Annotated in this window: 28 protein-coding genes and 1 pseudogene; 22 read left to right on the top strand and 7 right to left on the bottom strand. The window is 65.4% G+C overall.

The window, feature by feature from the left end; all coding sequences use genetic code 11:
• The first annotated feature begins 14 nt into the window (after window positions 1-14).
• From ACM6LU_RS30420 to ACM6LU_RS30405, 4 genes are all read left to right on the top strand, one after another.
• A complete protein-coding gene (locus ACM6LU_RS30420; protein ID WP_414941240.1) occupies window positions 15-593 on the top strand; it encodes an SMI1/KNR4 family protein in 579 nt (192 codons plus the stop codon).
• 280 nt (window positions 594-873) lie between these two features.
• Window positions 874-2,043: a glycosyltransferase 87 family protein gene (locus tag ACM6LU_RS30415; RefSeq protein WP_414941239.1), complete on the top strand. Its 1,170-nt coding sequence runs from the start codon at window positions 874-876 to the stop codon at window positions 2,041-2,043.
• The gene (locus ACM6LU_RS30410; protein WP_414941238.1) at window positions 2,036-2,248 is read left to right on the top strand and encodes a hypothetical protein; all 213 of its coding nucleotides are present in this window, start codon (window positions 2,036-2,038) and stop codon (window positions 2,246-2,248) included. The genes ACM6LU_RS30415 and ACM6LU_RS30410 overlap by 8 nt, the downstream gene beginning before the upstream one ends.
• Before the next feature lie 179 nt (window positions 2,249-2,427).
• Window positions 2,428-3,033: a DUF6506 family protein gene (locus ACM6LU_RS30405; RefSeq protein WP_414941237.1), complete on the top strand. Its 606-nt coding sequence runs from the start codon at window positions 2,428-2,430 to the stop codon at window positions 3,031-3,033.
• Window positions 3,034-3,039: 6 nt separating this feature from the next.
• Here the strand turns inward: ACM6LU_RS30405 and ACM6LU_RS30400 are convergent, their stop codons facing one another.
• Complete coding sequence (locus tag ACM6LU_RS30400; protein WP_414941236.1) at window positions 3,040-3,534, bottom strand: MarR family winged helix-turn-helix transcriptional regulator; 495 nt, start codon at window positions 3,532-3,534, stop codon at window positions 3,040-3,042.
• 1,222 nt (window positions 3,535-4,756) lie between these two features.
• On the opposite strand from ACM6LU_RS30400, the gene ACM6LU_RS30395 reads away from it, so the two are divergent.
• From ACM6LU_RS30395 to ACM6LU_RS30385, 3 genes are read left to right on the top strand one after another with little or no spacing between them, the layout of a single operon-like run.
• Window positions 4,757-4,990 (top strand): phosphopantetheine-binding protein, encoded by a 234-nt coding sequence (locus tag ACM6LU_RS30395; RefSeq protein WP_414941235.1) that lies wholly within the window; start codon window positions 4,757-4,759, stop codon window positions 4,988-4,990.
• Window positions 4,987-6,225, top strand: a complete 1,239-nt coding sequence (locus ACM6LU_RS30390; RefSeq protein ID WP_414941234.1) for a beta-ketoacyl-[acyl-carrier-protein] synthase family protein — start codon at window positions 4,987-4,989, stop codon at window positions 6,223-6,225. Before ACM6LU_RS30395 ends, ACM6LU_RS30390 begins: the two co-directional genes overlap by 4 nt.
• Before the next feature lie 40 nt (window positions 6,226-6,265).
• Window positions 6,266-7,150, top strand: a complete 885-nt coding sequence (locus tag ACM6LU_RS30385; protein WP_414941233.1) for an alpha/beta fold hydrolase — start codon at window positions 6,266-6,268, stop codon at window positions 7,148-7,150.
• A gap of 612 nt (window positions 7,151-7,762) precedes the next feature.
• Here ACM6LU_RS30385 and ACM6LU_RS30380 read toward each other — a convergent pair.
• From ACM6LU_RS30380 to ACM6LU_RS30370, 3 genes and pseudogenes are all read right to left on the bottom strand, one after another.
• Entirely contained in the window at window positions 7,763-8,521 is a 759-nt protein-coding gene (locus ACM6LU_RS30380) for a S1 family peptidase (RefSeq protein ID WP_414941232.1), read from the bottom strand.
• Between the two features lie 1,365 nt (window positions 8,522-9,886).
• A pseudogene (locus tag ACM6LU_RS30375) lies at window positions 9,887-10,703 on the bottom strand (IS5 family transposase).
• 38 nt (window positions 10,704-10,741) lie between these two features.
• A complete protein-coding gene (locus ACM6LU_RS30370; protein ID WP_414941231.1) occupies window positions 10,742-10,945 on the bottom strand; it encodes a hypothetical protein in 204 nt (67 codons plus the stop codon).
• A 429-nt stretch (window positions 10,946-11,374) separates the two neighbouring features.
• Between ACM6LU_RS30370 and ACM6LU_RS30365 the strand changes: the two genes are divergently transcribed.
• The gene (locus ACM6LU_RS30365) at window positions 11,375-11,599 is read left to right on the top strand and encodes a hypothetical protein (RefSeq protein WP_414941230.1); all 225 of its coding nucleotides are present in this window, start codon (window positions 11,375-11,377) and stop codon (window positions 11,597-11,599) included.
• Window positions 11,600-11,644: 45 nt separating this feature from the next.
• On the opposite strand, the gene ACM6LU_RS30360 is transcribed toward ACM6LU_RS30365, so the two are convergent.
• Complete coding sequence (locus tag ACM6LU_RS30360) at window positions 11,645-11,974, bottom strand: P27 family phage terminase small subunit (RefSeq protein WP_414941229.1); 330 nt, start codon at window positions 11,972-11,974, stop codon at window positions 11,645-11,647.
• Window positions 11,975-12,352: 378 nt separating this feature from the next.
• Here ACM6LU_RS30360 and ACM6LU_RS30355 point away from each other — a divergent pair, with 378 nt between their 5' ends.
• The gene (locus ACM6LU_RS30355) at window positions 12,353-12,784 is read left to right on the top strand and encodes a peptidase inhibitor family I36 protein (protein ID WP_414941228.1); all 432 of its coding nucleotides are present in this window, start codon (window positions 12,353-12,355) and stop codon (window positions 12,782-12,784) included.
• Between the two features lie 293 nt (window positions 12,785-13,077).
• On the opposite strand, the gene ACM6LU_RS30350 is transcribed toward ACM6LU_RS30355, so the two are convergent.
• On the bottom strand, window positions 13,078-13,476 hold the full coding sequence (locus ACM6LU_RS30350; RefSeq protein ID WP_414941227.1) for a hypothetical protein: 399 nt from the start codon (window positions 13,474-13,476) through the stop codon (window positions 13,078-13,080).
• Window positions 13,460-14,005: a DDE-type integrase/transposase/recombinase gene (locus tag ACM6LU_RS30345; RefSeq protein WP_414941226.1), complete on the bottom strand. Its 546-nt coding sequence runs from the start codon at window positions 14,003-14,005 to the stop codon at window positions 13,460-13,462. Before ACM6LU_RS30345 ends, ACM6LU_RS30350 begins: the two co-directional genes overlap by 17 nt.
• Window positions 14,006-14,034: 29 nt before the next feature.
• On the opposite strand from ACM6LU_RS30345, the gene ACM6LU_RS30340 reads away from it, so the two are divergent.
• The 13 genes from ACM6LU_RS30340 (at window position 14,035) to ACM6LU_RS30280 (ending at window position 25,048) form a co-directional block, all read left to right on the top strand.
• Window positions 14,035-14,607, top strand: a complete 573-nt coding sequence (locus tag ACM6LU_RS30340; protein WP_414941225.1) for a lanthionine synthetase LanC family protein — start codon at window positions 14,035-14,037, stop codon at window positions 14,605-14,607.
• The gene (locus ACM6LU_RS30335) at window positions 14,580-14,816 is read left to right on the top strand and encodes a hypothetical protein (protein WP_414941224.1); all 237 of its coding nucleotides are present in this window, start codon (window positions 14,580-14,582) and stop codon (window positions 14,814-14,816) included. The genes ACM6LU_RS30340 and ACM6LU_RS30335 overlap by 28 nt, the downstream gene beginning before the upstream one ends.
• Window positions 14,817-16,021: 1,205 nt before the next feature.
• Window positions 16,022-17,590 (top strand): tryptophan halogenase family protein, encoded by a 1,569-nt coding sequence (locus ACM6LU_RS30330; RefSeq protein WP_414941223.1) that lies wholly within the window; start codon window positions 16,022-16,024, stop codon window positions 17,588-17,590.
• Window positions 17,587-18,870, top strand: coding sequence for a cation:proton antiporter (locus ACM6LU_RS30325; protein ID WP_414941222.1), 1,284 nt, complete (start codon window positions 17,587-17,589; stop codon window positions 18,868-18,870). Before ACM6LU_RS30330 ends, ACM6LU_RS30325 begins: the two co-directional genes overlap by 4 nt.
• Window positions 18,867-19,790: an ornithine carbamoyltransferase gene (locus ACM6LU_RS30320; protein ID WP_414941221.1), complete on the top strand. Its 924-nt coding sequence runs from the start codon at window positions 18,867-18,869 to the stop codon at window positions 19,788-19,790. The genes ACM6LU_RS30325 and ACM6LU_RS30320 overlap by 4 nt, the downstream gene beginning before the upstream one ends.
• Complete coding sequence (locus tag ACM6LU_RS30315) at window positions 19,787-20,533, top strand: SDR family NAD(P)-dependent oxidoreductase (protein ID WP_414941220.1); 747 nt, start codon at window positions 19,787-19,789, stop codon at window positions 20,531-20,533. The genes ACM6LU_RS30320 and ACM6LU_RS30315 overlap by 4 nt, the downstream gene beginning before the upstream one ends.
• Window positions 20,534-20,555: 22 nt before the next feature.
• The gene (locus tag ACM6LU_RS30310) at window positions 20,556-20,804 is read left to right on the top strand and encodes an acyl carrier protein (RefSeq protein WP_414941219.1); all 249 of its coding nucleotides are present in this window, start codon (window positions 20,556-20,558) and stop codon (window positions 20,802-20,804) included.
• Between the two features lie 67 nt (window positions 20,805-20,871).
• Complete coding sequence (locus ACM6LU_RS30305; RefSeq protein WP_414941218.1) at window positions 20,872-22,092, top strand: beta-ketoacyl-[acyl-carrier-protein] synthase family protein; 1,221 nt, start codon at window positions 20,872-20,874, stop codon at window positions 22,090-22,092.
• Complete coding sequence (locus ACM6LU_RS30300) at window positions 22,092-23,186, top strand: beta-ketoacyl synthase N-terminal-like domain-containing protein (protein WP_414941217.1); 1,095 nt, start codon at window positions 22,092-22,094, stop codon at window positions 23,184-23,186. The genes ACM6LU_RS30305 and ACM6LU_RS30300 overlap by 1 nt, the downstream gene beginning before the upstream one ends.
• Before the next feature lie 20 nt (window positions 23,187-23,206).
• Window positions 23,207-23,584, top strand: a complete 378-nt coding sequence (locus ACM6LU_RS30295) for a 3-hydroxyacyl-ACP dehydratase FabZ family protein (protein WP_414941216.1) — start codon at window positions 23,207-23,209, stop codon at window positions 23,582-23,584.
• Window positions 23,581-24,054: a 3-hydroxyacyl-ACP dehydratase FabZ family protein gene (locus tag ACM6LU_RS30290; protein WP_414941215.1), complete on the top strand. Its 474-nt coding sequence runs from the start codon at window positions 23,581-23,583 to the stop codon at window positions 24,052-24,054. The genes ACM6LU_RS30295 and ACM6LU_RS30290 overlap by 4 nt, the downstream gene beginning before the upstream one ends.
• Window positions 24,051-24,809, top strand: a complete 759-nt coding sequence (gene fabG, locus ACM6LU_RS30285) for a 3-oxoacyl-ACP reductase FabG (protein WP_414941214.1) — start codon at window positions 24,051-24,053, stop codon at window positions 24,807-24,809. The genes ACM6LU_RS30290 and fabG overlap by 4 nt, the downstream gene beginning before the upstream one ends.
• A gap of 29 nt (window positions 24,810-24,838) precedes the next feature.
• Entirely contained in the window at window positions 24,839-25,048 is a 210-nt protein-coding gene (locus ACM6LU_RS30280) for an MbtH family protein (protein WP_414941213.1), read from the top strand.
• Window positions 25,049-25,067: the final 19 nt, after the last annotated feature.

Raw genomic sequence — 25,067 nt, 5'->3', positions numbered from 1 at the left:
ACCAGGAGAAGAAGATGTCAGAAAAACCGAAACGGTCGTACGTCGACGAGATCTGCGAGCTCGTCGGGTGGCGGGCCGGGGACTTCCGGCCGGAGCTGGACTGGACCACTGTCGAACGCGAGCTGGGGACACCGCTTCCCGGTGACTACAAGGAGTTGCTCACCCGGTTCCCTTCCGGCGGCTTTCGCGACGTCATCGCCTTCTCGAATCCGAGCGAGAACGTCGAGGTGTGCGCGAACGTCAAGCGGGAGAACGCCGAACTGCTGGAGATCTTCGGCGATGAGGATCTCGAATACCTGCGAGGCGTCCCGTACCGGCTTTTCCCGGAACCGGGTGGGCTCTATCCCTGGGGGACCAACGGCGCGGGGGGCACATTCTGGTGGATTCCCGGCTCGGCGGATCCGGACGAGTGGGGTGTCGCCTACAACACCCGGGACGACTGGCGCGAAGCACATCCAGGGCCGATGACGAAGGTCATCCTGGACCTGTTGGTGAGCACCGGCGAGGACAACATCCTCGAGTGGGACATGACCGGTAAACCGGTGAACTTCAGCGGTTACTGGGGAGATCGGTACGTTTCCCATCCGGACTGAGCACGTCCCGGCGGTGTCTCGCGTGCTGAACGCGAGACGCCGCCGGGACGCGGGAGATCGGCGTCGGCACGCGCGTTCTACCGTGATTCGCCGTACGTCGTCCTCGACGGGCCGACGGTCCGTGACCGGCCCAGGCGGTCGTGGTCGCCTACGAGGCGGGCTGATCGGGTCCGGGTAGTACCGGGGTACGGGTTCGCCGTCCGGTGGTACCGGGGTAGCAGGGCCAAGACGGTTCCGCCGGGCGATGTGCCGCGGTGCCGAAACGGAGATCGTTTCACCCATGAATCGGATCAACGCCTTGCGCGCCAACGCGACGCTGATCGCCGTCGGCACCGCGGTCACCGTGCTCGTCGCTATCGCGTTCGTCTGGTGGCTTTCGGACACCCCGCTCGGGGTCGACTCGGCCGTCTACCGCGCCGGCGGGTTCGCCGTGCTACAAGGGGAGCCGCTGTACGCGCACCTGACCGTGTTACCCGACTGGGCGCCGGAGCTGCCGTTCACCTATCCGCCGTTCGCCGCGCTGCTCTTCGTCCCACTGACCGCGCTGCCGGCGCAAGGGTGCTGGGGCCTGCTGGCGATCGCGGCGGCACCTTCGCTCTATGTCGCGCTCCGGCCCTTCACCGAGCGAGCGTACGTCCCGCTCCTGCTGCTCGCCGCGTTCGCGCTGCAGCCGGTGTGGCAGACGATCGGACTCGGCCAGGTCAACCTCATCCTGATGGCCGTCGTGGTCGCGGATATCCTTCTGCTGCGTGATTCGCGCTTCCGCGGTATCGGGATCGGACTCGCGGCGGCGGTCAAACTGATCCCGCTGATTTTCATCGTCCACCTCCTGCTCGTCCGGCGAACCGCCGACGCGGCCCGCGCGGTGGCGGCCTTCCTCTGCGCGACGACACTCGCGTTCGTCGTACTGCCGAAAGATACCCTGCGCTACTGGACGTCCGCGATCTTCAACGGCCACTTCGCGGAGATGAAAGGCTGGGTAGGAAACCAGTCGTGGCAAGGATTCATCGCACGAACGCTACCGGAAGGCCGGGCGGCGACGGTGCTCATCGGATGCTTCGGCGTACTCTGCGCGGCGGTCATGATGTGGCTCGTTCGGCGGCTGCACCGCGTGGGCGACGACCCCGCCGCCCTGCTGGTGACGGCTGGCTGCGCGCTGCTGGTCTGCCCGATCTCGTGGACGCACCACTGGGTGTGGGTGGTGCCCGCCCTCGGCTACCTGTGCGTCAGGGTCCGGCGGCAGGCGGTGGCGATGGCCGCCGTCGTGTTCACCGGCTGGACGGTCGCCGTGGTCCCCGGCGGAGGCGGCGCCGAACGCACCTGGAACATTGGCCAGGCCGTCGTCGGCAACGCCTACCTGATCGCGGCGCTCGCCCTGTTCGTCGTGTTCTATCGCCGTCTGTCCGCTGCGGAAAGTAAGAACCTCGTGCCCGACTGGGAGAATGCGTAGCGGCATTCAGCGATCGAAATCCGGGGCACTGACGCTGATCAGGGTCGGCGACGCGCCCATGGGCTTGTCGTTGACGCCACGCGATGTCGTCTACATCACCAACACCGCGTCGGACACGATGTCGGTGATCGACACCGCCACGTCGAAGCAAATCGCCCTGGTGCCCGTCGGTCAGCAGCCGGAAGGGGTGGCCGTGACCGGCTGAGTCGCACCGCGACGACCTTTGCCCGTAGTACCGCGGACACCCTTCTGCGGGAAGTGCTCCAGGAGGAAGTCGCGTAGTACCCGGACTTCGGCGGGACACCGGCGAGCGGAATATCACCAACCCGAGACCGGTTATGCTTGCTGTCAAGTAGTTCAATGGCAAGCTAACTGGAGACCGTCATGAGCGAGAGCGTGGAGCTGTTTCTGTTCCTTGAACCGGGAGCCGACCCGGAGAACGATCGCGTGGTGCAGGACCTCGGCGAGGCAGAAGCGCTGCTCGCCTGGGTTCCGGACGGGGCCGCCGCCGCGCGAGTCGCGTCGGAAGCGGTAGCCTCCGGTGTCAAGCTCATCGAGTTGTATCGCGGGTTCGACCTGGCCTCGGCCGGTCAGGTCGTCGACGCCGTCGACGGACGGGTGGCGGTCGGTGTGGCGGCGTTCGGCTTCGGAACGTCCACCGCGCACCCGATCCGCGACTCCGCCACGATCTTCGTCGGGCATCCCAGCGCCGACCCGGCCAGGCACCGTGTGGTTCGCGAACACGCCGGTGGCGGCAAGACCACCGCCGTGTCGGTGCCGGACTCCCGCACCGCCGTCACGGTCGCCCGGCAACTGGTCGACGACGGCGCCGAAGTGATCGAGATCTGCGGCGGCACGTCGCTGAGGGTGGCTCGCGATGTCGCGGCGGCTGTCGGTGACCGGGTGCCGGTGAGCCTGGTCGCGTGGCCGGTCGATTCGATCGAACGCGCGGCCGCGTTCAAGGCGGAGTTCGAAGCCGAAGACGCCTGACCGACGTCAGCCGGCCTCCGCGTGCAGAAGCATCTTCTTCAGCAACGCGGCCAGGGTGCGCCGTTGCGCCGGGGTGAGCGGGGCCAGCAACGCCTCGTCGGCGACCAGTACCGCATCGAGCGCCTTGGCGGCGAGGTCCGCCCCGGCCGTGGTGAGCCGGATCCGGACCGCGCGCCGGTCTTCGGGGTCGGGGCGGCGCTTCACCAGGCCGCTCCGCTCCAGCCGGTCGAGTCGAGCGGTCATGGCGCCGGAGGTGATCAGCGCGGTCTCCGCGAGGTCCCGCGGATGCGTCCCGCCGGGATCGTCGCGTCGCCGGAGAGTGTTCAGGACGTCGAAGTCGCCGTAGCTCAGGCCGAACGGGCGGAGCGCGTCGACGACGACGGCCTGACCGTGCCCGGCGCTGCGGAACAACCGGCCGATCACCTGGAGGGCGCTGACGTCTCGTCCGCCGTCGCTGGCGGCCCACTCGTCGACCATGCGGTCGATGGAATCCTTCGGCACCGCAAGAGCGTAGCCGCCGTTTCCCACCTCGCGACAAACGGACGACCCGGTGGAACACCATGAGGTTCAGCGAAGGCGGGTCGGACGCGAGAAGGGTGGCCCCCTACCCGTCGCGACGAACCTGAAATCCGCCACGCCGGGCACGGCCCCCCGGGACAAGACGTGGCACCTTTGCCTTACTGACCACAAGTTTCGTACCCCTTGAGGGCAGCTTGTTCTCCACCGGAAGGTCGCCTTGTGCACGGAGAACGCCGGGAACCTGGTTCTCTTGCTCGTAGAATGCTCGGCGCGGTATTTCCGCGACCTGCTGTTTCTCGGTGCGCAGCGGAGTTGCTTTTGAGCAAGACGGGGAAGAGAGCCTCGGCGGAACCGGGACCCGGCTGCGCGTGGTCCTGGGCGAGCAAGCAAGGACCGGCGCCCGGTCGGCGCGACTGGCTTGTCGATCAAGGAAGTGTCCAAGCCGGGCTACTCTCGAACAGAGCGGGGCGACGATTCCCACGGTCGTGTTACGGTATTCGTCGCTCTATCTATCTTGTGGTCACCAGTTCGAGTGTATTGTGCTTGCGCGTATTGACGGGGTCGCCCAAGTAATGCACGCCGAGTTAACGCTGGTCAGTCCCCCAGTCGGTCGTCATGGCCGGATGTCCACGTTGCAGGCCGGAGTTTCCTGGGGGAGGGGACGCGCGGCAGTGGCCATACGACGAGGTTATGGTTTGTTCGCGTGTCGGTCGCGTTGCACGACGCGCTGATGTCAATCGTCGGCAGGCTCGATGAGCAATCGGAGTTGAACGCTGGGACGGATGTGGGAAGCCGGACGAACTGACCCGATGCTTGTCGGTCGTCTTCTGGCTTGTATGCTCGTCGTGGCACGGTCGCGGATGATAAGGAAGACGCGAGCAATCGTGGCGCGCCAACGCTTCTCCCTTAACGGGAACGTCCCCGTCACGTGTGGGTTCCGCTCTGGAAGCCGACGATCCCGCACTGCCTTCGCCGGTCGTGAGCGAGCGGCGACGCGGGTGAACGTGACTTCCACTGTAGCCTTCTTATCATCGCTGAACTTGTTATTTCCGACAATTGTCCGGAATTCGTTCCGACACTTTCACTCCATCGAGTCAAAAAGTGAGAGTTTTAGCCTGCCAGGAGTATAAACGGAGTCTGTGGGCATCTACTGCTGTGTCGTGACCACGGTAGGTGTGAAGATCGAATAGGAGGCAATGCCAGCGTGACCGTCGCAGAAGAGATCGCCATCCTCTTGACCCGAAAATTCGGGGTGGAACCGGCCGACGTTCGTTCCGGGGCTTCACTGCATCAATTGGGCATGGACTCCCTCGCCTTGGAAGAGTTGCGTGTGCTCCTCGAGGAAAACCTGAGCATCGACCTCGAAGACGTCCAGTTGACCTCCCGGGAGACCGTGGAACAGCTGGCCGCGGTCGTCGACGAGAAGCTCGCCGCATGACGGCACCGCGTCTCACCGCCGCGGTGACGGGTCTGGGGCTGGTCACCGCGGCGGGAGTCGGAGCCGAGGTCGCTTGGCGTGGTGTGACACAACCCAGCGCCGTCAAGGGGGTGCGACACCAGGACGAGCTTCGCGGTCTGTCGTGCGACTTCATGTACACCGTCGACGACCTTGACACCGTGAGCCTGCTGGGCGTACCGGCGTTGCGGATGATGGACCGCTTCTCGCAGCTCGCGGTGATCGCGGCGCGGGAAGCTGTGGCGGACGCGGGTCTCGACACCTCGGTTTGGGAGACGGATCGGATCGCGGTGGTCATCGGCTCGGCCCACGGGGGCCTCCCCTTCTACGACCAGCAAAGCGCCGTCCTCGCCGAAAAAGGCGCACGCCGTGTCTCGCCGAAGCTCGCGCCGATGACCACGGTGAACAGCGCCGCCAGCAGTGTCTGCATGGACCTCGGCGCGCGCGGACCGAGCTTGAGTGTCTCCACCGCGTGCTCCTCGGGCACGGTCGCGATCGGCACCGCCCTGCAGCTGCTGCGCTCGGGTGCGTGCGACGTCGTCATCGCGGGTGGCGCCGAATCCGTGTGCTCCCGTTTGCTGATCGCCAGTGCCTGCCAGATGAGGGCGGTGTCCACGCGTCGGGACGATCCGTCGACGGCGTGCCGTCCGTTCGATGCCGACCGTGACGGTTTCGTGGTCGGCGAGGGTGCCGGTCTGGTCGTCTTGGAGCGACCCGATCACGCCGTCGCTCGCGGAGCGCGTGTACGGGCGGGTATCGCGGGCTACGGCGCCTCCAGCGACGCCCACGCGGCGGTGGCGCCGGAACCCGAAGGCAAGGGAATCGAGCGTGCGCTGCGGACCGCGCTGGACGACGCGGGCGTGACGCCGGCCGACGTGGGCCATGTCAATGCCCACGGGACGTCCACCGTGATGAACGACCTCATCGAGGCCACCATGCTGCGCCGGGTCCTCGGCGAGGAGCCGCTGGTGACCTCGACGAAGCCGATGACCGGGCACACTCTCGGCGCCGCGGGGGGCATCGAGACCGCGTTGACCGTGCTGGCCCTGGAGCGGCAATTGGTGCCGCCCACGGCGAACTTCCAGACCAGGGACATCCGCATACCGATCGACGTGGTCACCAAGGAAGCCCGGGCTGCCGAGTTCGAGTGCGCGGTCAAGATCTCGATGGGCTTCGGCGGCCATAACGCCGCCCTCGTCCTCACGAAAGGCTGCTGAGCCCCGGGCTCGACACCGCATTCGGAGCAGAAAGTAGAGCATGCACGAGGAAGTTGTCCGTTCGCTGGCGATCGGTCGGACACAGTTCAGTTACCGGTTGCTCCGGCAGTCCGATCCGCGGACCGAGCCGGTGATCGTGATCGGCGGCGGACTCCAGGGCAGTAACGGCTGGCCGCATATGGAGGATCGGATCACCCCGATCGCGTGCCTGGTGACGGCGGACCTCCCCGGAATGGGGACGTCGGACCCGTTGCCTCCCGGTGCCGGCACCGACTTCATGTGCGCCGCGCTCGACCGGATCATCGACGATCTCGGCGTACCGCGGGTCAACCTGTTCGGTTATTCCTACGGCGCGGAACTCGCCTTCGGCTGCGCTCAGCGCAGCCCTCACCGCATCGCACGGCTGATCCTCGGCGGAGTGGTCTCGCACACCGACGCGGCGCAGCGGGAATCGTTGCGCGAGGCGGCCGCCCACCTCGCGATCGGGGCGACCGAGGAGTTCGCCACGGTGGCCGCGAACATGCAGCTGTGCCTCGACGAGAATCGGCGCATCCCGCGACGTTCCCTGGTGTATCGGTACGTGCGGCGGTCAATGCTCCACGTCGCCGTCCACGTTCCGCACGTGATGGATTACCTGCGTCGTTCCCTGATCAGCGGCCCGTCCTTCGACGGTGGCCTGTCCGGGGTACCGGCACTGGTGTTCACTGGCGAACACGACTCCATCACCGCTCCCGAACGGCAGCGCGAGTTCGCGGCCACCATATCCGGCAGCCGGTTCCTCACGATCAAGGATTCCGACCACTGGGTCGTCCTGGAGCGTGCGGCCGACGTCGCCGATTTGGCGGTCCGCTTCTTCACCGACCGCCCCTTGGAATCTGCGCCCTATGTGACCGTCATGGACCCCATCGGGCCTAGTGTCGCGTGATCCTGCAGGTCTTACCCGTGATCAGACGGCGATCTCCGGAGATCTCCGTCTGATCACGCGTAACCGCCGTCTGATCACGCGAGATCGTCGTCCGAGGAACGAAACCAAACGTCAAGCAAGCAGGATCACGCGACACTAGTGCTGGACAACGGATGCTTCGGTGACCGCGCTCTGCGGATCGCCGTTGTGGAAGGCGCTTCGTAGTTCGCGTAACCGGTATCCACTGATGGCGCTGTTGCTCGACCTGCTCACCGCAGGCGCTCGGCCACACGACCTCGTTCGCGGGGAGAACTTTTCGCTTTAGGTGCGATCCTGCTGGTTCAGGCTTTCTCGCGGGGTGCACGTTTGCGCTTTGTGGCTCGCGGGAAATTGTCGGGGGAGGATCGCCTGTGGGCACGGTGGCCCGCGGTGTTGATGCGGTTGCCGCATAACTCGGGTGGCCCCAGGCGCGACCGCGCACCGAGAACGCCAAGACCTGCGACCACGGCGAGCAGGCGAGCCGCTACGGCATCGTCGGGAGCATCGACGGCCCATCCTCGGTCCGGCGCCCGGGCCGACGATCGTTGACGAGCGATCGTCGGCCCGGGCGCTCAGGTCAGGACCCTCGAGGAGCTATAGCGTCGCCTCCCACGCGGTCACCGCACCACCGGTGACCTGGTCGATCCAGGTCCGATAGCCGGGAACACTGTTGTAGATTCCGGGACCATTGAGGCAGTTGCTGCTGTTGTTACCGGATCGGCTGGTAGCGCCGGTCAGCTCACCACCCAAAATGGACGGTCCCCCGGAATCGCCGTAGCAGGCACTGGTTCCGGGTGCGCCCTGGAAGCAGATCTCTTTGCCTCGCTTGAAATTGGCGGTACACCTGGAGTCCGCGACGGTAGTGGTGTCCACCTCGCGAAGCTGTGGCGACGAACCACCGCAACCAGGGGTGCCGCACGTCTGCCCGTGACCGATCAGCTTGTTGACGGTGCCGACGGCCGGGCTGGAGGCCGCGATCTTGATCGGCGTGGCAGTGGCTGCTCTCGACAGCTTCACCACGGCGATGTCGTTCGCGCCGAGGGTCGCGCTTGCCGCGACGATGAGTTCGCCGCCGAAGCCGGTGTTGACCGCGCCGATCCGAGCGGAGAAACCGCCACCGGTGGAGCCCTGGACGCAGTGCCTCGCCGTGACAAGCCATTGCGGGGCGATCAGCGACGCCCCGCAGAAATGACGACCATTGCGTTGAAGCGACGCGAAGAACGAGTAAGGAGTGGTGACGACCTTGCCGCCGATGATAAAAGGTTCGATCGGCGGTGCGGCCGGTGACCCGGCCGCTGCCGCGGGCCCGGCAAAGAGCGACCCGGCAAAGACGGCGGCGGCGATCATGGACATACGTCGGATCCACATGATTTTTCGGCCTCCTGCACAGAAAGAGGGAGTCCAGCATGGGACGGGATTCAGTGGTGTCAGATCGATCAACACCTGACCGTAGTGCTCTGTAAAGTATTCGGTACCCCCATTGGTACTGAATCGGACATACCATCGATAGGCAAGGCGAAGGTAACGCGCCGGATCCCCTCGCCGCGCTCACATCCGTGTTGATCCGCCACAGGACTGTTCCCGTTGACACGCAACGAGATCAGGAGCCTTCACGGCCAACTCGTCATCGAACCACCGCACGCCGTCATCGATATCCAGGGCTGGTCGGAACGGCGGCGCCGACACCAACACCGAGCGCTGCCAGTATCACGAACCGCGGCTGGAGTAGTGACTTCAGGCAGGACGGCTCCTGCCCGTAGTCCTGCGCTGTATTTCGGTCCTGGCACGGCGCGCAGCGTTCTGTGCTCGCCCCGCGGTTCGACGGTGCTTACTCCTCAGCCCAGCCTCGACCTGCCGCAGACGACTGACGGTGCGCTCAGTGAAGAGGAGTTGCCCTAATCCCAGGAACGATGTCTGTCTTGATCTTGACGACGTACCGGGTCGACCGTGGTCGGAGGGCATTCCTCGCGAATGCGTTCAAAGGAACGCGAGCATGGCCTCGATCACGCGTGAAGATGCGATCATGTGCTTGGTGTGATGAGAGGCACAGGGAAAGGGCTGTAGGGCTTGTTGCCTGGGTCGGCGACGACGGTGATGGCTCGAGCTGCGTTCATCTCGGCGAAGCAGGTGAGCAGGGTTTCGCCGGTGTAGTCGCGGAGTACGCATGGCGCGCCATCGGGTGAGGTGGATCCCGCTGGGGAGCTTGGTCTTGGGGATCCATCGTCCATCAACGTTGCCATAGAGTCGAATTCGCCGTGGGTACCGAGTGGGAGGGGCCTGCGTGCCCTTCGTCATCTCCGTGAGCATGGATTGCCGTGCTGCCCTCGGTTTGACCTGACTGGGCTGGGCGATTGCCCTACCAGCCATGGCTCATGGTGGTGCCTGCGCTACCAGGAGTCTTCTCCCTTGCGGGGTCGATCGCGGTCATCGTCATCCGTAGGTTGTGACGAGACAGATCACCACCGGTTAAGGGGAAATGATAAATTCCCCTTAACCGAACGCTCTTGGGCGGGACGCGGTGCTGCTCGAACACCCTCTCCGACCTGCTCTGACCCGGTGCGCTGCTGATTCCCTGGCGAGTGGGAATAAGGAAGGCTTTGCCATCCAGCGTGTAGTGTCTCGATCGGCATCGCGGGCAACTGTAGGCACGTGCTGCCCGCTTGGCGGGGACGAGGGCGGCGTCGCTGCCCTGTAGACTCCAGCAACTAAGAGCTCGTCTCATATGGTGAGTTTGTGGAGTTTCTTGTAGCAGGTGAGGCTGGTTCCGAGGATGAGGAAGGCGAGGAAGTGTTCGCTTTGCGTTCGTAGCGCAACGTGAGGCGGCGGTATCCGGTGAACCAGGCCATGGTTCGTTCGATCACCCAGCGGTGTTTGCCGAGTTTGTCTTTGGATTCGATGCCTTTGCGGGCGACGCGGACCTTGATGCCGCGGTCGTGGACCCAGCGTCGCAGGTCGGGCTGGTCGGAGGCCTTGTCGGCGTGCAGCTTGGCCGGCTTACGCCGCCGCGGACCGCGGCGGGACTTGATCGCCGGGATCGTCATCACCAGCGGCTTGAGCGCGTGGGAGTCGTTCGTATTGGCGGCGGAGACGGCGACGGCGAGCGGCAGTCCGGCGCGGTCGGACAGGGCGTGGATCTTCGAGCCGGGCTTGCCGCTGTCGACCGGGCTGGGACCGGTCAGAGATCCCCTTTTTTGGCCCGTACACACGCTCCGTCCACGATCGCGCGGCTCCAGTCGAGGTGGTCCTGGCTGCCGAGTTCGTCCGAAAGTGCGTGGTGCAGGCGCCGCCAGAGTCCGGCTGTGGTCCACTGGCTGAAGCGGCGGTGCGCGGTCTGGAACGGCACCCCGAACGACGGCGGCAGATCCCGCCACGCACACCCACTGGTCAGCACATACACGATCGCGGTGAACACCGCACGAGCATCCACCGGGGCAGTACCACCGCCCTGCGGACGCGGCTCGAACACCAGGATCAACGGCTCGACCAGGTTCCACAGCTCATCCGGCACCAACCGCAACGACAAACGATCAACCACAGCAAAGATCAGTGACCGATCACCACGTAAGACACGCTCTAAGCGGTCTTCTCGGCCTTGCTCAGCTTGGCCTGAGCCTGCTCGAACAGGGCCTTGTAATCCACCTCAGCGGCCTGTCCGGTCTCGGCCGGTGTGCTGGCCAGCCCGGTGTCGGGCGGGGTCGTGCCGGTCGCGGTCGCATTGGGCTCCGGCGGGGTCTGCGAGGTGGCGGCGTTGTCGCCGGGTACGCGGGAATCAGTCACTACCTGTCCTCATGGAATGCACTGAGTGCCATCAGAGGCACGTATGAAAATTCGTGGCGTGAACGCCACGCCGACACGAACGCAGGCCGCTGTGGCCGTCCTTGGCGCGTGCCCGGTCGGAGCTCAAGTCGTCGCCGGTACCAGCAGCGGGATCACGGCGTGACAGCTCGATTGGATGCTGGTCGCCATGGTCACGTTCGCGGGTGGCGCAGTCGCCGCTTCACTTTCAGAAAACCGCAAAAACCCATTTCACCCGCACAAAAAAGTGCGGGTCCTAGTACAAAAGTGCTAGTTGCTGGTGTCCTGCGCCTGAAGTTCGCCCCCTTAAACTGGGTGGATGGATGGCGCGGATGGATTGGCCGCGGTCCGGCGAAGTGAAGCGAACGCACCCCGGGATTGATGGAAGCCCTTTCCGGGTAGTAGAGGGCCATGAAAGCTGACACATCCAAGGACTTCGACAACCGGTCGCCCTTCACCTGGAGGGCAACGACAACGGCGTTGATGGCCCTCATGTCGGTGGTAGCGGGCATCAGCATCGTCGCCTCCAGTGGCCAGGGAATTGGGTGGTTCCTGCTGGCGATCGGACTGGTCACTGCTCTGGTCGCCGCCTGGATCTTCCACCTCGCCCGGAAGTCTCGCCACCCGCAGGACTGAGCCGACCGGCTCTAGCGGCCCGCGCCGGAAACCCGCCGCCGCGAGCTAGCCAGTGCGCGGGTGCAGCGCGTCCGCCGCCTGCGCATGATCGGCGCGCTGCTGGCAGAGGTGGTCGCCGCGTTGGCGGCAGGCACGTCCGCCGAAGGACCAGCCGCACACCGGAATCCGCAGGGACTTCGGCGTGCCGGTCTTGGAACTGGGTTTCCGGGTGTGGGAACGGGGTTCAGGAGAGGTGACGGCCCGCGTCGCCCGAGGTCCCGCCATCACCTCGGCCTTGATCGCCTGCCGGTCCGATGGCGTCAGCCCGAACCGCGCCGCGAACGTCAGGAACGTACGTTCGGAATCGGCCCGCACCTTCAACGCCGGATTCGGCACCAGACCCCGCCACCAGGAACCAGCAACGCGGAACCGTTCACCAGGGCGGTAGCTACGGCATACCGGGCAAGGGCCTCGTACAGCACCCCAAGGGCGTCGACGTCCCATGCGGTCAGGACTCTACGTGTGATCATGCTCGGGGAGAGCCGATCCCAGATCGCCCGCCCCTTCTCCGATAGCCACTCCGGCGACACGATCTCCGCCGCAGGCGGCACGGGCTCAGCATCGTTGATCCGGTCCTTACGATCACCGTGCAAGATCCGTAGCGAGGTCGGTTTTCGTGCGGGGCCGCGCTTCCCATGACGCCCCCTACACGAGTTCTGCTTTGATACGACGTACCGAGGATTCTCGCCTGTCCGACTGTTCCCGTGTTGCTCCATGTGGGTTGACATCGACGAGGCGAGTTGCAAAAGCTCTACTTTGTCGTTAGGCATATGTCGACAATCTGTTTCTACTGGGGAGAAGATGATCATGGCACGAGCTGTCAGCCTTATCGCTACGGTTCTATTGACGGCAGGGATAGTCACTGGAACGGCAGTTGGTCCAGCGGCCGCAGCGACCCCCTGCCCGTCGGGCGAAGTTTGTATGTACGAGGGCTATAACTTCACCGGCACCATGCGCTATATGTGGCCGGTTGAGCCTGGAGACTGTGCCGGTCTCACGTTCAAGGTTCTCTCGGTCCACAATCGAAGCTTCGAGTTTCAACGGCTTTGGGCAAATGGGAATTGCACGGCGAGCAATGTTCTCGTCGCACCTGGGGGCAAAATCGGACGACCAAATTTCGTTGTTAGGTCAATAGGCGGCCGCTAACGGTGAAGAAGCGAAGGATCCGTGACTACGGAAGCCGACGTGTGACTTGACGACATGTCGTAGGCGTGAGGTGGCCACCGCATGATCACCATCGAGATGGGTTGACCTCGAAGATGGCATGGTGGCCGCCTCGTGGCCCGTAGTCGGTGATCGCCTGAGCCAGCGTTACTAGCTGGAGCCGCTGGACGCCTTGCCGCGTCCTTTCGCTTTGGGGGCGGTGGTGGCCTTCTTGCGGGCAGTGCCGCGTTTCTCGGCTGCGGCGGCGGTCTGTCGCTTGCGTGGAGGCATTCAGTTCACCCCCTCTCCGCGTCGTCGGGTTCCGGCATGGTGACGCCGAGCAGTTCCGCGGTGGCGTAGCCGTCGAGGTACTTGTCCCCGATGACGACGAGACCGGCGGCGGCGAGGAAGGCGTCCTTGTCGTCCTGGCTCGTGAAGCAGACGCAGAACCAGTACTTGCTCTCGGTCGCGAGCTGTATCCGTTCCAGCTCGCGGGCGGTGCGTTCGCGGAAGCCGCGGTGCAGCGCGTCGTCCTCTTCGTCGCCCGTGTACTCGACGCCGGGGAGCGGATCGGGGTCCGGCTCGACCGTGAGCAGGGCCAGCACATCATCGTTGAACTTCATGCCGGACACGGACGACGACATTTGAAGCTGCGCGAGCAGCGCGGCATGGGGATCGTCAGCGGGTGAGGTCATGACGCAGCAACTCCAGCTCGGCGAGAGGGAACCAGTCCAGAACTCGTGCGTAGTCCTCGGGCGCGTGACGGCTCGAGATTCCCCCGGGATGCGGACACGGGGCTTTCACGCGGCTGCGTGGGTTTGAGCGTAAGTGATACGGGTTCGGCTGGTGTGTGGTGGCCGACTGTCGAATGTAGACGGTCGTGGTTGTAGTAGTGCAGATAGCGGAATACGTCGTGTCGTGCCTGGTGCGGGTCCGCCACATCGTGGTGCCGATTTCGGTTTTGAGGGTGGCGAAGAACGACTCGGCGACGGCGTTGTCGTAGCAGGATCCGACCCGTCCGATCGACGAGCGGATCCGTGACTTGGCCAGCGCCCTCCGGAACTGGGCCAAGGTGTACTCGACGCCGCGGTCGGAGTGGAACACCGCGTCGTGGCCGATCAGGCCGCGTGCGGTGGCCAGGGTGATCGCGTCACAGGCCAGGTCCGCGCGCATGTGATCGGCCATGGCGTGCCCGACGACCTCGCGGGTATGCAGATCGATCACCGTGGCCAGAGGCCAAGGACGCCCGCCGAGTGGTCACAGAGCTCAACGCGGCATGCGTGCGGGTCGCCCGGGCCCACACGTTCGGCAAAGGCATGGGCATCGCCGCCCCGCAGATCGGCGAGATCGTGGCGGTACGCGGGACGCTGGACATCCCCGGAGACCGTCCACGCCGCGAGCGAGAACACCTTCGGCCATCCTGGTGCTACGGGACGCCGGGTATCGCCCGAGCCCTCCAGCTCGCCGGCCGCGCGCTGCACGACCGCTTCCGCCAGCAGCGCGCCGAAGCCGCCTTCACCACGTGCCTCAACGACCCAGCTCAGCTGGACTCTCTCACCGACCGGAGCCTGTGCCACGGAACCGGCGGTCTGCTCGCGACCGCCCGCCGCATCGCCGCCGACGCCGTCGAGCCGATCACTCTCACCTCGGCGCTGCAGCGCCACCGGGACGCCACGGCGCCGCCCGACGAGCCTGCGGGATTCCTCACCGGCTCGGCCGAGCCACCCTCGCGACCATCGCAACCGTGGCGACATCGTGGGACGCCTGCCTTCTGCTCCGCTGACCCCCAAAGGCCATTGTGGGCACGACCGCATGGAAACAACTGAACATCGCCTATCCCGGCGACGACTCCGCCGAACGGGAACGTCACGCCACCGAGCATCTGACCGGCATCCTCCCGGCCGCCGAGGCCAGCGGGCTGATCACGTCCTGGTGGTTCATCCGGAAAGGACCCTGGCGCGTGCGCTACCTTCTCGCCAGCCAGCCCAGCAGCCGGGGTGGCTCGGCTCATCGTTCGTCCCCGACCGCCTTGTGACCCGCTTCGGCGCCTCCAGCTCCATGAGCGTCGCTCAAAGCATCGCGGTCGTAGTGCCCTGGCCCATCGCCATCGGGGCACTGCCACCGGGCCTTGGCTTGGGGTCCACACTCCGCTAGGCGCACTCACCGGCGGCCTCATCGCTTCGGCCTGGAACCTCCGCGCCGTCTGGCTGCTCGCCGCTGCCCTCCAGTCGTAGCCGCGCCTATTGTTTGGCGCAGCCTGCTCCGGAAAGCCTTCACGACGCGGAGGATTGAGGACGCCCCCACGTCGGCGTTGTTCGAAACTTTGACGACGCACTTCTCGCAGATACTTCCGGCGGCACCTACCTCACTCCCGAACCCCTGACCCGCTTGAAGCCGTAATCGCTTCTCTGTCGAATCTTGAGTATTCGTTGGGGCGTGACCTAGCTCCAGCAGGGTTGCCAGACATCGAGGCGCTCCTTCCCGTCACCGCGCGAACCGAATGAGTCGAACTCAACTGGTATGAGAGACATGCTTACCGTAGCCTCGCGCACTTTGTTTTCAGGGCTTGCGGGCGTAAGTCCGGCAGGTTTTCTGATCGCGGCAAACGCGACTGGCGAACTTCTGGAGGCAATGTCTCCACTTGACAATCTCATCCTGTAGGTATATAGGCCGAACCGACGGTGGGTCTCATCTTTCGCCCGTACGGATATCCGCCTGTGACGTTGATGGGAAGGCTCGTGACGGGTGCGGCTGGCCGACCAGCTCTACGCCTGCCCTGCGCGGCTCCAGCCGGATCTGATTGAGCTCTGCCTGGCAGTAGAACTCACCGCCTGGATGTGGTTGCTCGCCCTGTGTGACCACGACATTCGCCGCAAGGGGCTCGAATGTCTGGGCCGCTCTACGCTTGCCCTTGGCTGGCCGGCTGCGACCACCCTGCGAGGCGAAAGGGTCGACAACCCTTGGCCTGGACCCCGGCGGTCACCCGCCGAGCGAGGCACCCGGCCACCCCTCGCGACCAGAGTCAATTGATAGAAATCCAAACACGAACCCGCAGGTCAGCACGTTAGCCACGCGAACTATCTGGCTTGCTGGGGCAATGTGTTGGGCCGAACGCCTGAATACTAAAGTCGTGACATTCAAGTGATGTAGATCACATATGCTTGAGCCTGCCGTGTGTAAAAGCGATAGCTTCGGAAGAGCGATATATAGGACGACGCAGTCTTAAACCTGGGGGATTGTGTGCTCGATAGAGTTGTTGTCGTCGGTGGCGGCACGGCTGGATGGATGACCGCGACATACTTGCGCGCGGCTTTTTCCGACCGGATTTCCGTAACTTTGGTTGAATCCTCAAAGGTAGGCACAATTGGTGTCGGAGAGGCTACATTCTCTACGATTCGTCACTTCTTCGACTACCTCGGCCTCGCCGAGGAAGAATGGATGCCTGCATGCCAGGCCACTTACAAGCTGGGGATCCGGTTCGAGAACTGGCGGCAGCAGGGTGAGCACTTCTACCACCCCTTCGAGCGGCTTCGGGTCGTCGACGGGTTCCCCCTGACCGACTGGTGGTTACAGCAGAAGCCGTCGGCTTCCTTTGACCGGGACTGCTTCTTGATCGCCGCGCTGTGCGAGGCGAAGCGGTCGCCCAGATATCTCGACGGCCAGTTGTTCGAGCAGCAGTTCAAGGAAACCGGTGCGCATGCCGCACACCGGACCACACTCTCCGAACAGGATACTCAGTTCCCCTACGCGTACCACTTCGACGCGGCGCTGCTGGCGAAGTACCTCAGCGGGTTCGGTCGTGACCGTGGTGTCCAGCACGTGTTGGACGACGTGCTCGACGTCGCGCTCGACGAGCGCGGCTGGATCAGCCATGTCGTCACCAAGGACCACGGTGAGCTGCACGGTGACCTGTTCATCGACTGCACCGGGTTTCGTGGTCTGCTCTTGAACAAGGCGCTCGGTGAGGAGTTCGTGTCCTATCAGGACACTTTGCCCAACGACCGCGCGGTCGCGCTCAGGGTGCCGACCGACATGGCTGCCAACGGCATCCGCCCGTGCACGACGGCCTCCGCGAGGCAGGCGGGGTGGATCTGGACGATTCCGCTGTTCGGTCGTATCGGCACCGGCTACGTCTACGCGGGCGACTATCTGACCCCGGACCAGGCCGAAGCCGAGCTGCGGGCGTTCGTTGGCCCGGTCGCCGACGACCTCGAGGCCAACCATATCCGGATGCGGATCGGCCGCTCCCGCAATTCCTGGGTGAACAACTGTGTCGCGGTCGGACTGGCCAGTGGTTTCGTCGAGCCGCTTGAATCGACTGGAATCTTCTTCATTCAGAACGCCATCGAGCAGCTGGTGAAGCACTTTCCCGGCAACGGCTGGGACGACGCTTTGCGCACGGCGTACAACCGTCAGATCGCCGGAGTGATGGACGGCGTCCGGGAGTTTCTTGTCCTGCACTACTACGCGGCCGCCAGAACCGACAATCAGTACTGGCGCGACACCAAGACCCGTCCGCTGCCCGATGGCCTGGCCGAGCGGCTGGAGCAGTGGCGTGTCAAACTGCCCGACACCGACTCTGTGTGGCCGCAATACCACGGATTCGAGCCGTACTCCTACGTCTCGATGCTGCTCGGACTCGGCGGCGTGCCAGTGCAGGCGTCACCGGCATTGGCCATGCTCGACGACACGAACGCCGTCAAGGAGCTGCAGGCCGTCCAGGACCAGGCACGTGACCTGGTCGACCGGCTGCCGAGCCAATACGACTACCTCGCGCAACTGCAAGGCTCGACGAAGCTACTCACGTGATCGTAGTGCTGCACGTGATCGCGGCGGTCGCGGTCACGCTGCTGATCGCGTTCCTGGCAGGTGCACTGGCCCGACGGCTCGGGCAGCCCGCGATCATCGGTGAGATCGCGGCTGGTCTGCTCGTCGGCCCGATCCTGGTTGCGGTCGGCGGCATCGGTGCGATCGACGTTGTCACGCCACTTGACGTGCGCGACGCGTTGCACGTGCTTGGCCAAGCGGGTCTGGTGTTCTTTCTCGTGGCGGTCGCGTACGAGCTGAAGTCCGGATTCGCCGGACACTCGGCGTTACGCAACGTGTGGCTGATTGCCGGCGGACTGATGCCTGGTCTGGTCGCAGGCGGGGTGCTCGCCGTCGTCGTGCTCGGTGATCCAGTCCTGCGCGGCACCGCCCCGGCCCCGGCACTGGTGGTTCTCCTGGCGATCGCGTTGGCGGTGACCGCAGTACCGGTACTGGCAAGGATTGTCGGCGCGCGTGGACAGAAGATCTCCGCGCTCGGCAAGCTGGCACTCGGCACCGCCGCCGTCATCGACGCGGTCGCGTGGATCGGTCTCGCGGTGGCGATCGGACTGTCGTCCGGTGAGATGTCGTCGAGTGCCCGGGCCATCGCCGTGCTGATCGGTGGACTGGTCGTCGCCATCGCGCTCGCCCGGCTATTGGGAGTGAACGGTGTCGGCCGGATCGCCGCACGTTCGGCGACAGGGACCGCCGTGGTGATCGTGGCCGTCGCACTGAGCGCCGCGCTTCTGGCCGAACACTGGGGAATGACCACTGTGTTCGGTGCGTTCCTCGTCGGGCTGGCGCTCCCGGCTGATCGACCCGGCACGCGGTGGAGCGAAGTCGTCGGGAAGATCGGTCGGCTCGGCGAGCTGATCGTACCGATTTTCTTCGTGGTCACCGGAATCAAGGTGTTCACCGGTGCGATGGTGGCGACTCCGATGTGGTTCATCGCCCTCGCGACACTGCTGGCGATCGTGGCCAAGGTAGGCGGTGGCTACGTCGGCGCCCGTTGTGCGGGGTACTCACCTTGGCAGAGCGCCCAGTTCGGCGTGCTGATGAACACCAGAGGGCTCACCGAGATCGTGTTGCTGCAGGCGGGTTACGCCGCGGGGATCCTGTCGGCGCCGTTGTTCATCGCACTGATCGTGATGGCGTTGGTGACCACGGCACTGACCGTGCCCCTGTTGGGTCTGCTCGGCCGGTTCGCCGCGCGCCGCGGTGCGGTGCTCGCCTCTGTGCTACCGCCGCTGCCGCGGCCGGTCCGAGAAGGAAGGACGACATGAGAAACTTGATTTCGCTCGCGGACCTCACCCCCGATGTGGTCCGCAAGCTGACGCTCCGGTCGGTCGAACTGGCGAAGGAGCCACGGCGGCGGCACCAGACCCTCGACGGCAAGTCGGTCGGCATCTTCTTCCGCAGGTCGTCGACACGGACGAGAACCTCGTTCTGGGCGGCGGCGACCGGGCTTGGCGCGCAGGTGATCACGTACGGGCCGGACGATCTGCAGCTGATCACCGGCGAGTCACCGGAAGACACCGCCCGCGTGCTGTCCGGCTATCTGGATCTGTTGGTGGCGCGGACGAACGACGAAATGGTCGAGCTGCGCAGGCTGACCGGTCATAGGCTCGGTGTGGTCAACGCGCTGACCCGCTGCCAGCACCCGACTCAGGCACTCGCCGACCTCTCGACGCTGTCGGAGGAGTTCGGCACGCTTGAGGACAAAGAACTGCTGTACATCGGGGAAGGCAACAGCACCGCGTCCGCCCTTGTCCTTGCCACCGCGCTGACTCCGGGCTTCCGACTGACCCTCGTCACCCCTGACGGCTACGGTGTTCCGACCGAGTTCTTCGACACCGCACGGAAGCTGGCCGATGGTGAGCCAGGTGTCCAGCAACACCACGACTTCGGTGCGATCGCGCCGACCGCGGATGCCGTGTACACCAGCCGTTGGCAGACCATGGGCGTGGTCAAGGACGATCCGGACTGGCTGCGGGCTTTCCAGCCGTACCGCGTCACTACCGGGCTGATGGCCGAGGTGGCGCGGCCCGGCGCGATATTCCTCCACGACCTGCCCGCCATCCGCGGCCAGGAAGTGACCGACGAGGTGCTCGACGGCCCGTCGAGCCGGGCATGGCGGCAGACCGCGCACAAGATGACCAGCGCGATGTCGGTGCTCGAATGGTGTGCCGGAGTGCTGCCGTGAGCACGAAGGCAACGGCATTGGTCAGTGGCGGCGCCAAAGGAATCGGCATCGGCCTGAGCAGGCGGCTGCTCAAGCTCGGTTACCGGGTGGTCGCCCTCTACCGGTCGGACGAGGAGTCGGCAAGAGCGGTGGTCGACGAGCTGGCCAGCGACGACTTCGAGGTGCGGCGATCGGACGTGTCGGACCCGCGGAGTGTCCGCGCGCTCGCGGACTACGTCCTCGGCACGCACGGTCCGGTGACGGTACTGGTCAACAACGCCGGGTTGAACATCGACAAGCCGTTCCTCGACATCTCCGACGACGACTGGAACCAGGTGCTGGCCACCAACCTGTCCGGCCCGTTCTATCTGACCAGGGCACTGGCCCCGGCGATGATCGAGGCGGGCGGCGGTTCGGTGGTCAACGTGGGCTCGACGACCGCGATCCGGCCGCGGGTCAACGGCGCGAACTACTGCGCGAGCAAGGCCGGGTTGCTGCACCTGACCAAATGCCTCGCGCTCGAGTTGGCGCCGAAGGTACGGGTGAACAGCCTGATTCCCGGCATGATCGAGTCGGCCGAGATGCGCACCCGCTACCGGCTGGACGAGCCGGAGTACCTGGCGGGGCTGCTCGATGAGATCCCGCAGGGACGCATCGGGTCGCCGGAGGAGATGGCCGACGCGCTGGAGTTCCTGATCGGTGCTGGGGGTGCCTACATCACCGGACAGAAGCTGATTGTCGACGGTGGCCAGTTCATGTGGTGAATAGAAATTGGAGTGGTGCAAGATGAGTGAACCGAACGAGCGCTTCGCACAGGTCAAGAAAGTGGTGTGCGGGCTGCTGGAGATCGATGAGAACGAGGTCACGGACACCGGCCTGTTCGTCGAGGAGTACAACGCGGACTCGTTGCAGGCCATCGAGATCCTCGCTGGACTCGAGCGGGAGTTCAATGTGGTGATCGGCCAGGACAAGATAGTTGAGATGGTGAATCTGCGTAGCGTGTATCAGGTGGTCGCGGAGGCGGCCCGCTGGTAGTGGGCTGTCGCCGCGCGATTACGGCAGACTGGGGGTTGGCTAGGTGTCAGGTGAGTTAGCGCGGCCGATGGCCGCGTCCAGGCGGGTCGTGCTGACCGGTCTCGGGGTGCTGTCGAGCATCGGTACCGGGATCGAGCAGTACGCCGAGGGACTGCGTGCGGGCCGAAGCGGTGCATCGCCGATCAAAGCCTTCGAAACCACGGGATTCGACCACACGAACGCGTGTGAGGTGCACGACTTCTCCCCTGCGGAGTGGGTTCGCGAGCAGCAGCCGGAAAGTCTCGGCAGGGCAAGCCAGTTCGCCGTCGCCGGTGCTCGGATGGCCGTTGCGGACGCACTGTGGCCGTTGGACGCGCTGCGGGCCAGGCGTGGCCTGATCGCGATCGGCACTACCGACGGAGAGGGCGACCACATCGACCAGCTTGTCCGTGCGGAGGTCGACACCGGTCCGCAGGGGCACGATCCAGTCGTCGCCCGCCGGGTGGCCCCGCACCGGATGCCGCTCGCGGTTGCCAGGGAGTTCGGACTGTCCACAGTGGAGACCATGACGGTCGTCACCGCGTGTTCGGCCGGCAACTACGCGATCGGCCACGGCTTCGATTCCATCCGTAGTGGCGAGGTCGACTACGCGCTCTGCGGCGGCGCGGACGCGATCAGCAGGCGGACCTTCGTCGGCTTCTACCGGATGGGCACGATCGCGCCGGACGTCTGCCGCCCGTTCGACAAGGACCGTAAGGGAATTCTTACCGGCGAAGGATCGGGATTCGTGATGATGGAGAGCCTGGAGTCAGCGCTGGCCCGCGGTGGGCGCATCCACGCCGAAGTTCTGGGCTACGGACTCAGTTGCGACGCCTACCACCAGGTGGCGCCGCAGCAGGACGGTGTCGCGCGATGCATGTCGGCAGCACTGCGCAACTCGGGCGTCAGCCCGGCGGAAGTCGATTTCATCTCCGCGCACGGCACCGGGACGAAAGCCAATGACGTGGTCGAGTCACGGGCGATCCGAGAGGTCTTCGGTACTACGCCGCCACGCACCGTGTCGCTCAAGTCCATGCTCGGCCACACCATGGGCGCGGCGAGCGCGCTCGGTCTGATCGGCTGCGCGCTGGCGATCAAACACGGGTTCATCCCGCCGACGATCAACCACCGCGAGACCGACCCGGAGTGCGAGATCGACTGCGTGCCCAACGTTTCCGTGCCCGCGGACGTCCGGATCGCGCAGAACAACGGGCTCGCGTTCGGCGGCAACAACGCCGTCGTGCTTCTCGGAAGGTATGGAGAGCGCTGATGACGCCTGGCGCGGTAGCGATCACTGACTGGTCCGTGGTCTCCCCGTACGGACTCGGCAATGACGCGTTCGCCGAAGGAATACACACAGCTCGCGGTACCGTCACCCGACTCGACTTGGACCACTGGCAGTCCGCTGAGGACCGTGCGTGCCTGGTTCCCGGATTCGACGTGCGCGAAGTGCTCGGCCACAGGGGAACCCGCACCATGGACCGGTTGACCGGCCTCGCGGTCGCCGCGATCGGAGAGCTGCTCGCCCGGACTGGTGTCGACAACGATGACGCCCGGCTGGCTGCGACCGGGCTGGTACTCGGCACCGCGATCGGCAGCGCACAGAGCACAATGGACTTCATCAGGCCGTCGTACACCGCGGACGTGCCGTATTTCGTCGATCCGGCACAGATGCCGAACGCGGCGATGAACGGTGTCGCGGCGCGCAGTGCGATCTGGCACCGGCTGAAAGGCCCGAATGCGACAGTCGCGGGTGGGCAAGCGGCGGGTCTGCACGCGCTCGGTTACGCACGGCGGCTGCTGCGATCCGGCCATGTGACCGATGTCGTCTGCGGTGGGGCCGAGGAGTATTCGACCGCACGGTCGTGGCTGGACCATCGCAGCCGCGGCGGCGAGCGGGCGACGGCCGTGCCAGGCGAAGGCTGTGCCGTGCTGATGCTCACGGCAGCGGAAAACACCGGAGGGTCCGCTCAGGCCGAATTGCTCGCTGTGCACAACTCGGTGTGTCTGGATTCCGATTTCCGTCAGTCGGTCCGCGCGTGCCTGCTCGACCTTCTCGGCCGGGCCGGCGCCTCGCCTGCCGACGTATGGGCGGCGGCATCCTCCGGCGACTCGCCCGGCGCCGGTACGGCCGAACAGGATGTGATGGTCGAAGTGTTCGGATCCGAGGCGACGGAGCGGGTCGCGGTGACCGAACTCGTCGGTGACACCGGATGCGCCTCGGCGGGCTTCCAGATCGCCGCGATACTCGCCGCCGCGGCCGAAGACGAGGCCGCGATCGGAAAGCTGGCCATTGTCTCGTCCTCGGACCGTGACGGGACGGTAGCGGGCGCCTTGTTGCGGCTGCGAGGCCCGGCATGCTGACCACACCCGCGAGTTCCGTTGTGGCCCGACCGGTTGTACTGCGCGACCCGGTTGTCGTCGAAGGGGAGTGGCAGGCGGCGACCACCATGTTGATCGGCGCCGAGGAGCCGGTGTTCGCGGGACACTTCCCCGGATTTCCGATCCTGCCAGGAGTGTGCGTGCTGGAGTGCGTCCACCACAGCCTCCGCACCGTCGCGCCCGAGCTGCTCGCCGATGCACGGATGGACGGGATCGAGAGTGCCCGGTTCACCGGGACGGTGGTGCCAGGGGACGAGCTGATCATCGACCTGCGGTGGAACACCGAGGCCGACCGCGTGCGGTGTTCCGCGAAAGCCCACAGTGGCCAAAGCGCGATCGCCACCATCCGGTTGACCTATCGTCGAGGAGGCGCGGGGTGACCGGTCACGTGGACATCGGAAGCCTGCTGCCGCACACCTACCCGATGTTGCTAGTGGACGAGGTCGTCCACGTGGTGCCGGGTGAGCGGCTGGTCGCCCGCAAATCCGTGACCTGCAACGAACCTTGGTACGCGCGAACCGGTTCGGACGCCCCAGGTACGGCGTACCCGCCAAACCTGGTACTTGAGTCGTGGGCACAGGCAGCGGGCGCGCTGGGCCTGATGTCGTTGCCGGACACCGATCATCCGCCGGTCCTGGGTTCGGTGACCGGTGTCCGATTCCTGACAGAGGTCCTGCCCGGTGCGGTGCTCGAACACCACGTCCGGCTGGAGCGAATGCTGAAGGACGTACTGCTGTTCAGCGGATCCAGCATGGTCGCGGGGGCGACGGTGCTCACGGTCGAGCGGATGGTCGCGGCGATCCGGACGGTGGACCAACTGCGCCCACAACATCTCAAGGAGCGAAGATGACGGCCGACAACACACCACCTGCCCCGGTAGCGCTGGTCAGTGGCGGTTCGCGGGGCATCGGCAGGGCCATCGTGGTCCGACTGGCGCAAGACGGGTACGACGTCAGCTTCTGCTACCGGTCGGATGAGCAGGCCGCGCGGGAAGTGGAGAAAGAGGTCGCCGGCCTCGGCAGGCGCGTGCTGGCGGCAAAGGTCGACGTCAGCGACGCCGCCGCGGTGAAGGACTGGATCGACCGCACCGAAAGAGAACTCGGCGAGCTCGACGTCGCGGTCACCTCGGCGGGCACCGCACGGGACACGCCGCTGGTGATGATGCGGCCCGAGGACTGGCACGACGTTCTGGACACCAATCTCGACGGGGTGTTCCACGTCTGCCATTCAGCCGTTTTCGGTATGATGAAACGCAAACGTGGCCGCCTGGTGCTGGTGTCCTCGGTCGCGGGCGTGCACGGCGTGCCGACGCAGACGAACTACTCGGCGTCCAAGGCCGGAATCCTCGGCTTCGCCAAGGCACTGGCCAAAGAGGTCGGCAGGTACGGCATCCGGGTCAACGCCGTGGCGCCCGGACTGATCGAGACCGATATGACCGCACAGCTCAAACCCAAGGCACTGGCTCAGACACTGAGCTCGGTGCCGCTCGGCCGGATGGGCCGCCCCGAGGAGGTGGCCGATCTCGTCGGCTTCCTGTTGTCCGACCGGGCCGGCTACATCACCGGGTCGGTATTCCACATCGACGGCGGAATCAGGGTCGTCTGACCGCCGGTCAACTCGAAGGAGCACATATCATGACCAATCCGTTCGACGATCCAGATGGCTCGTTTCTCGTCCTGGTCAACGACGAGGGACAGCATTCACTATGGCCCGCGTTCGCCGAGGTCCCCGCCGGGTGGCGGACGGTCCACGGTGCGACCGACCGTCAGTCCTGTTTGGACTACGTGAACCAGCATTGGACCGACATGCGTCCGAAGAGCCTGATCGAAGCGATGGACGGCTGACGGCCCAAGCGGGCCGGAG

The organism is Amycolatopsis sp. cmx-11-51 (assembly GCF_047608665.1).
Classification (GTDB): Bacteria; Actinomycetota; Actinomycetes; order Mycobacteriales; family Pseudonocardiaceae; genus Amycolatopsis.
The sequence above is the reverse complement of the archived record's forward strand: the minus strand, read 5'-3'. Positions and strand labels throughout refer to the sequence as shown.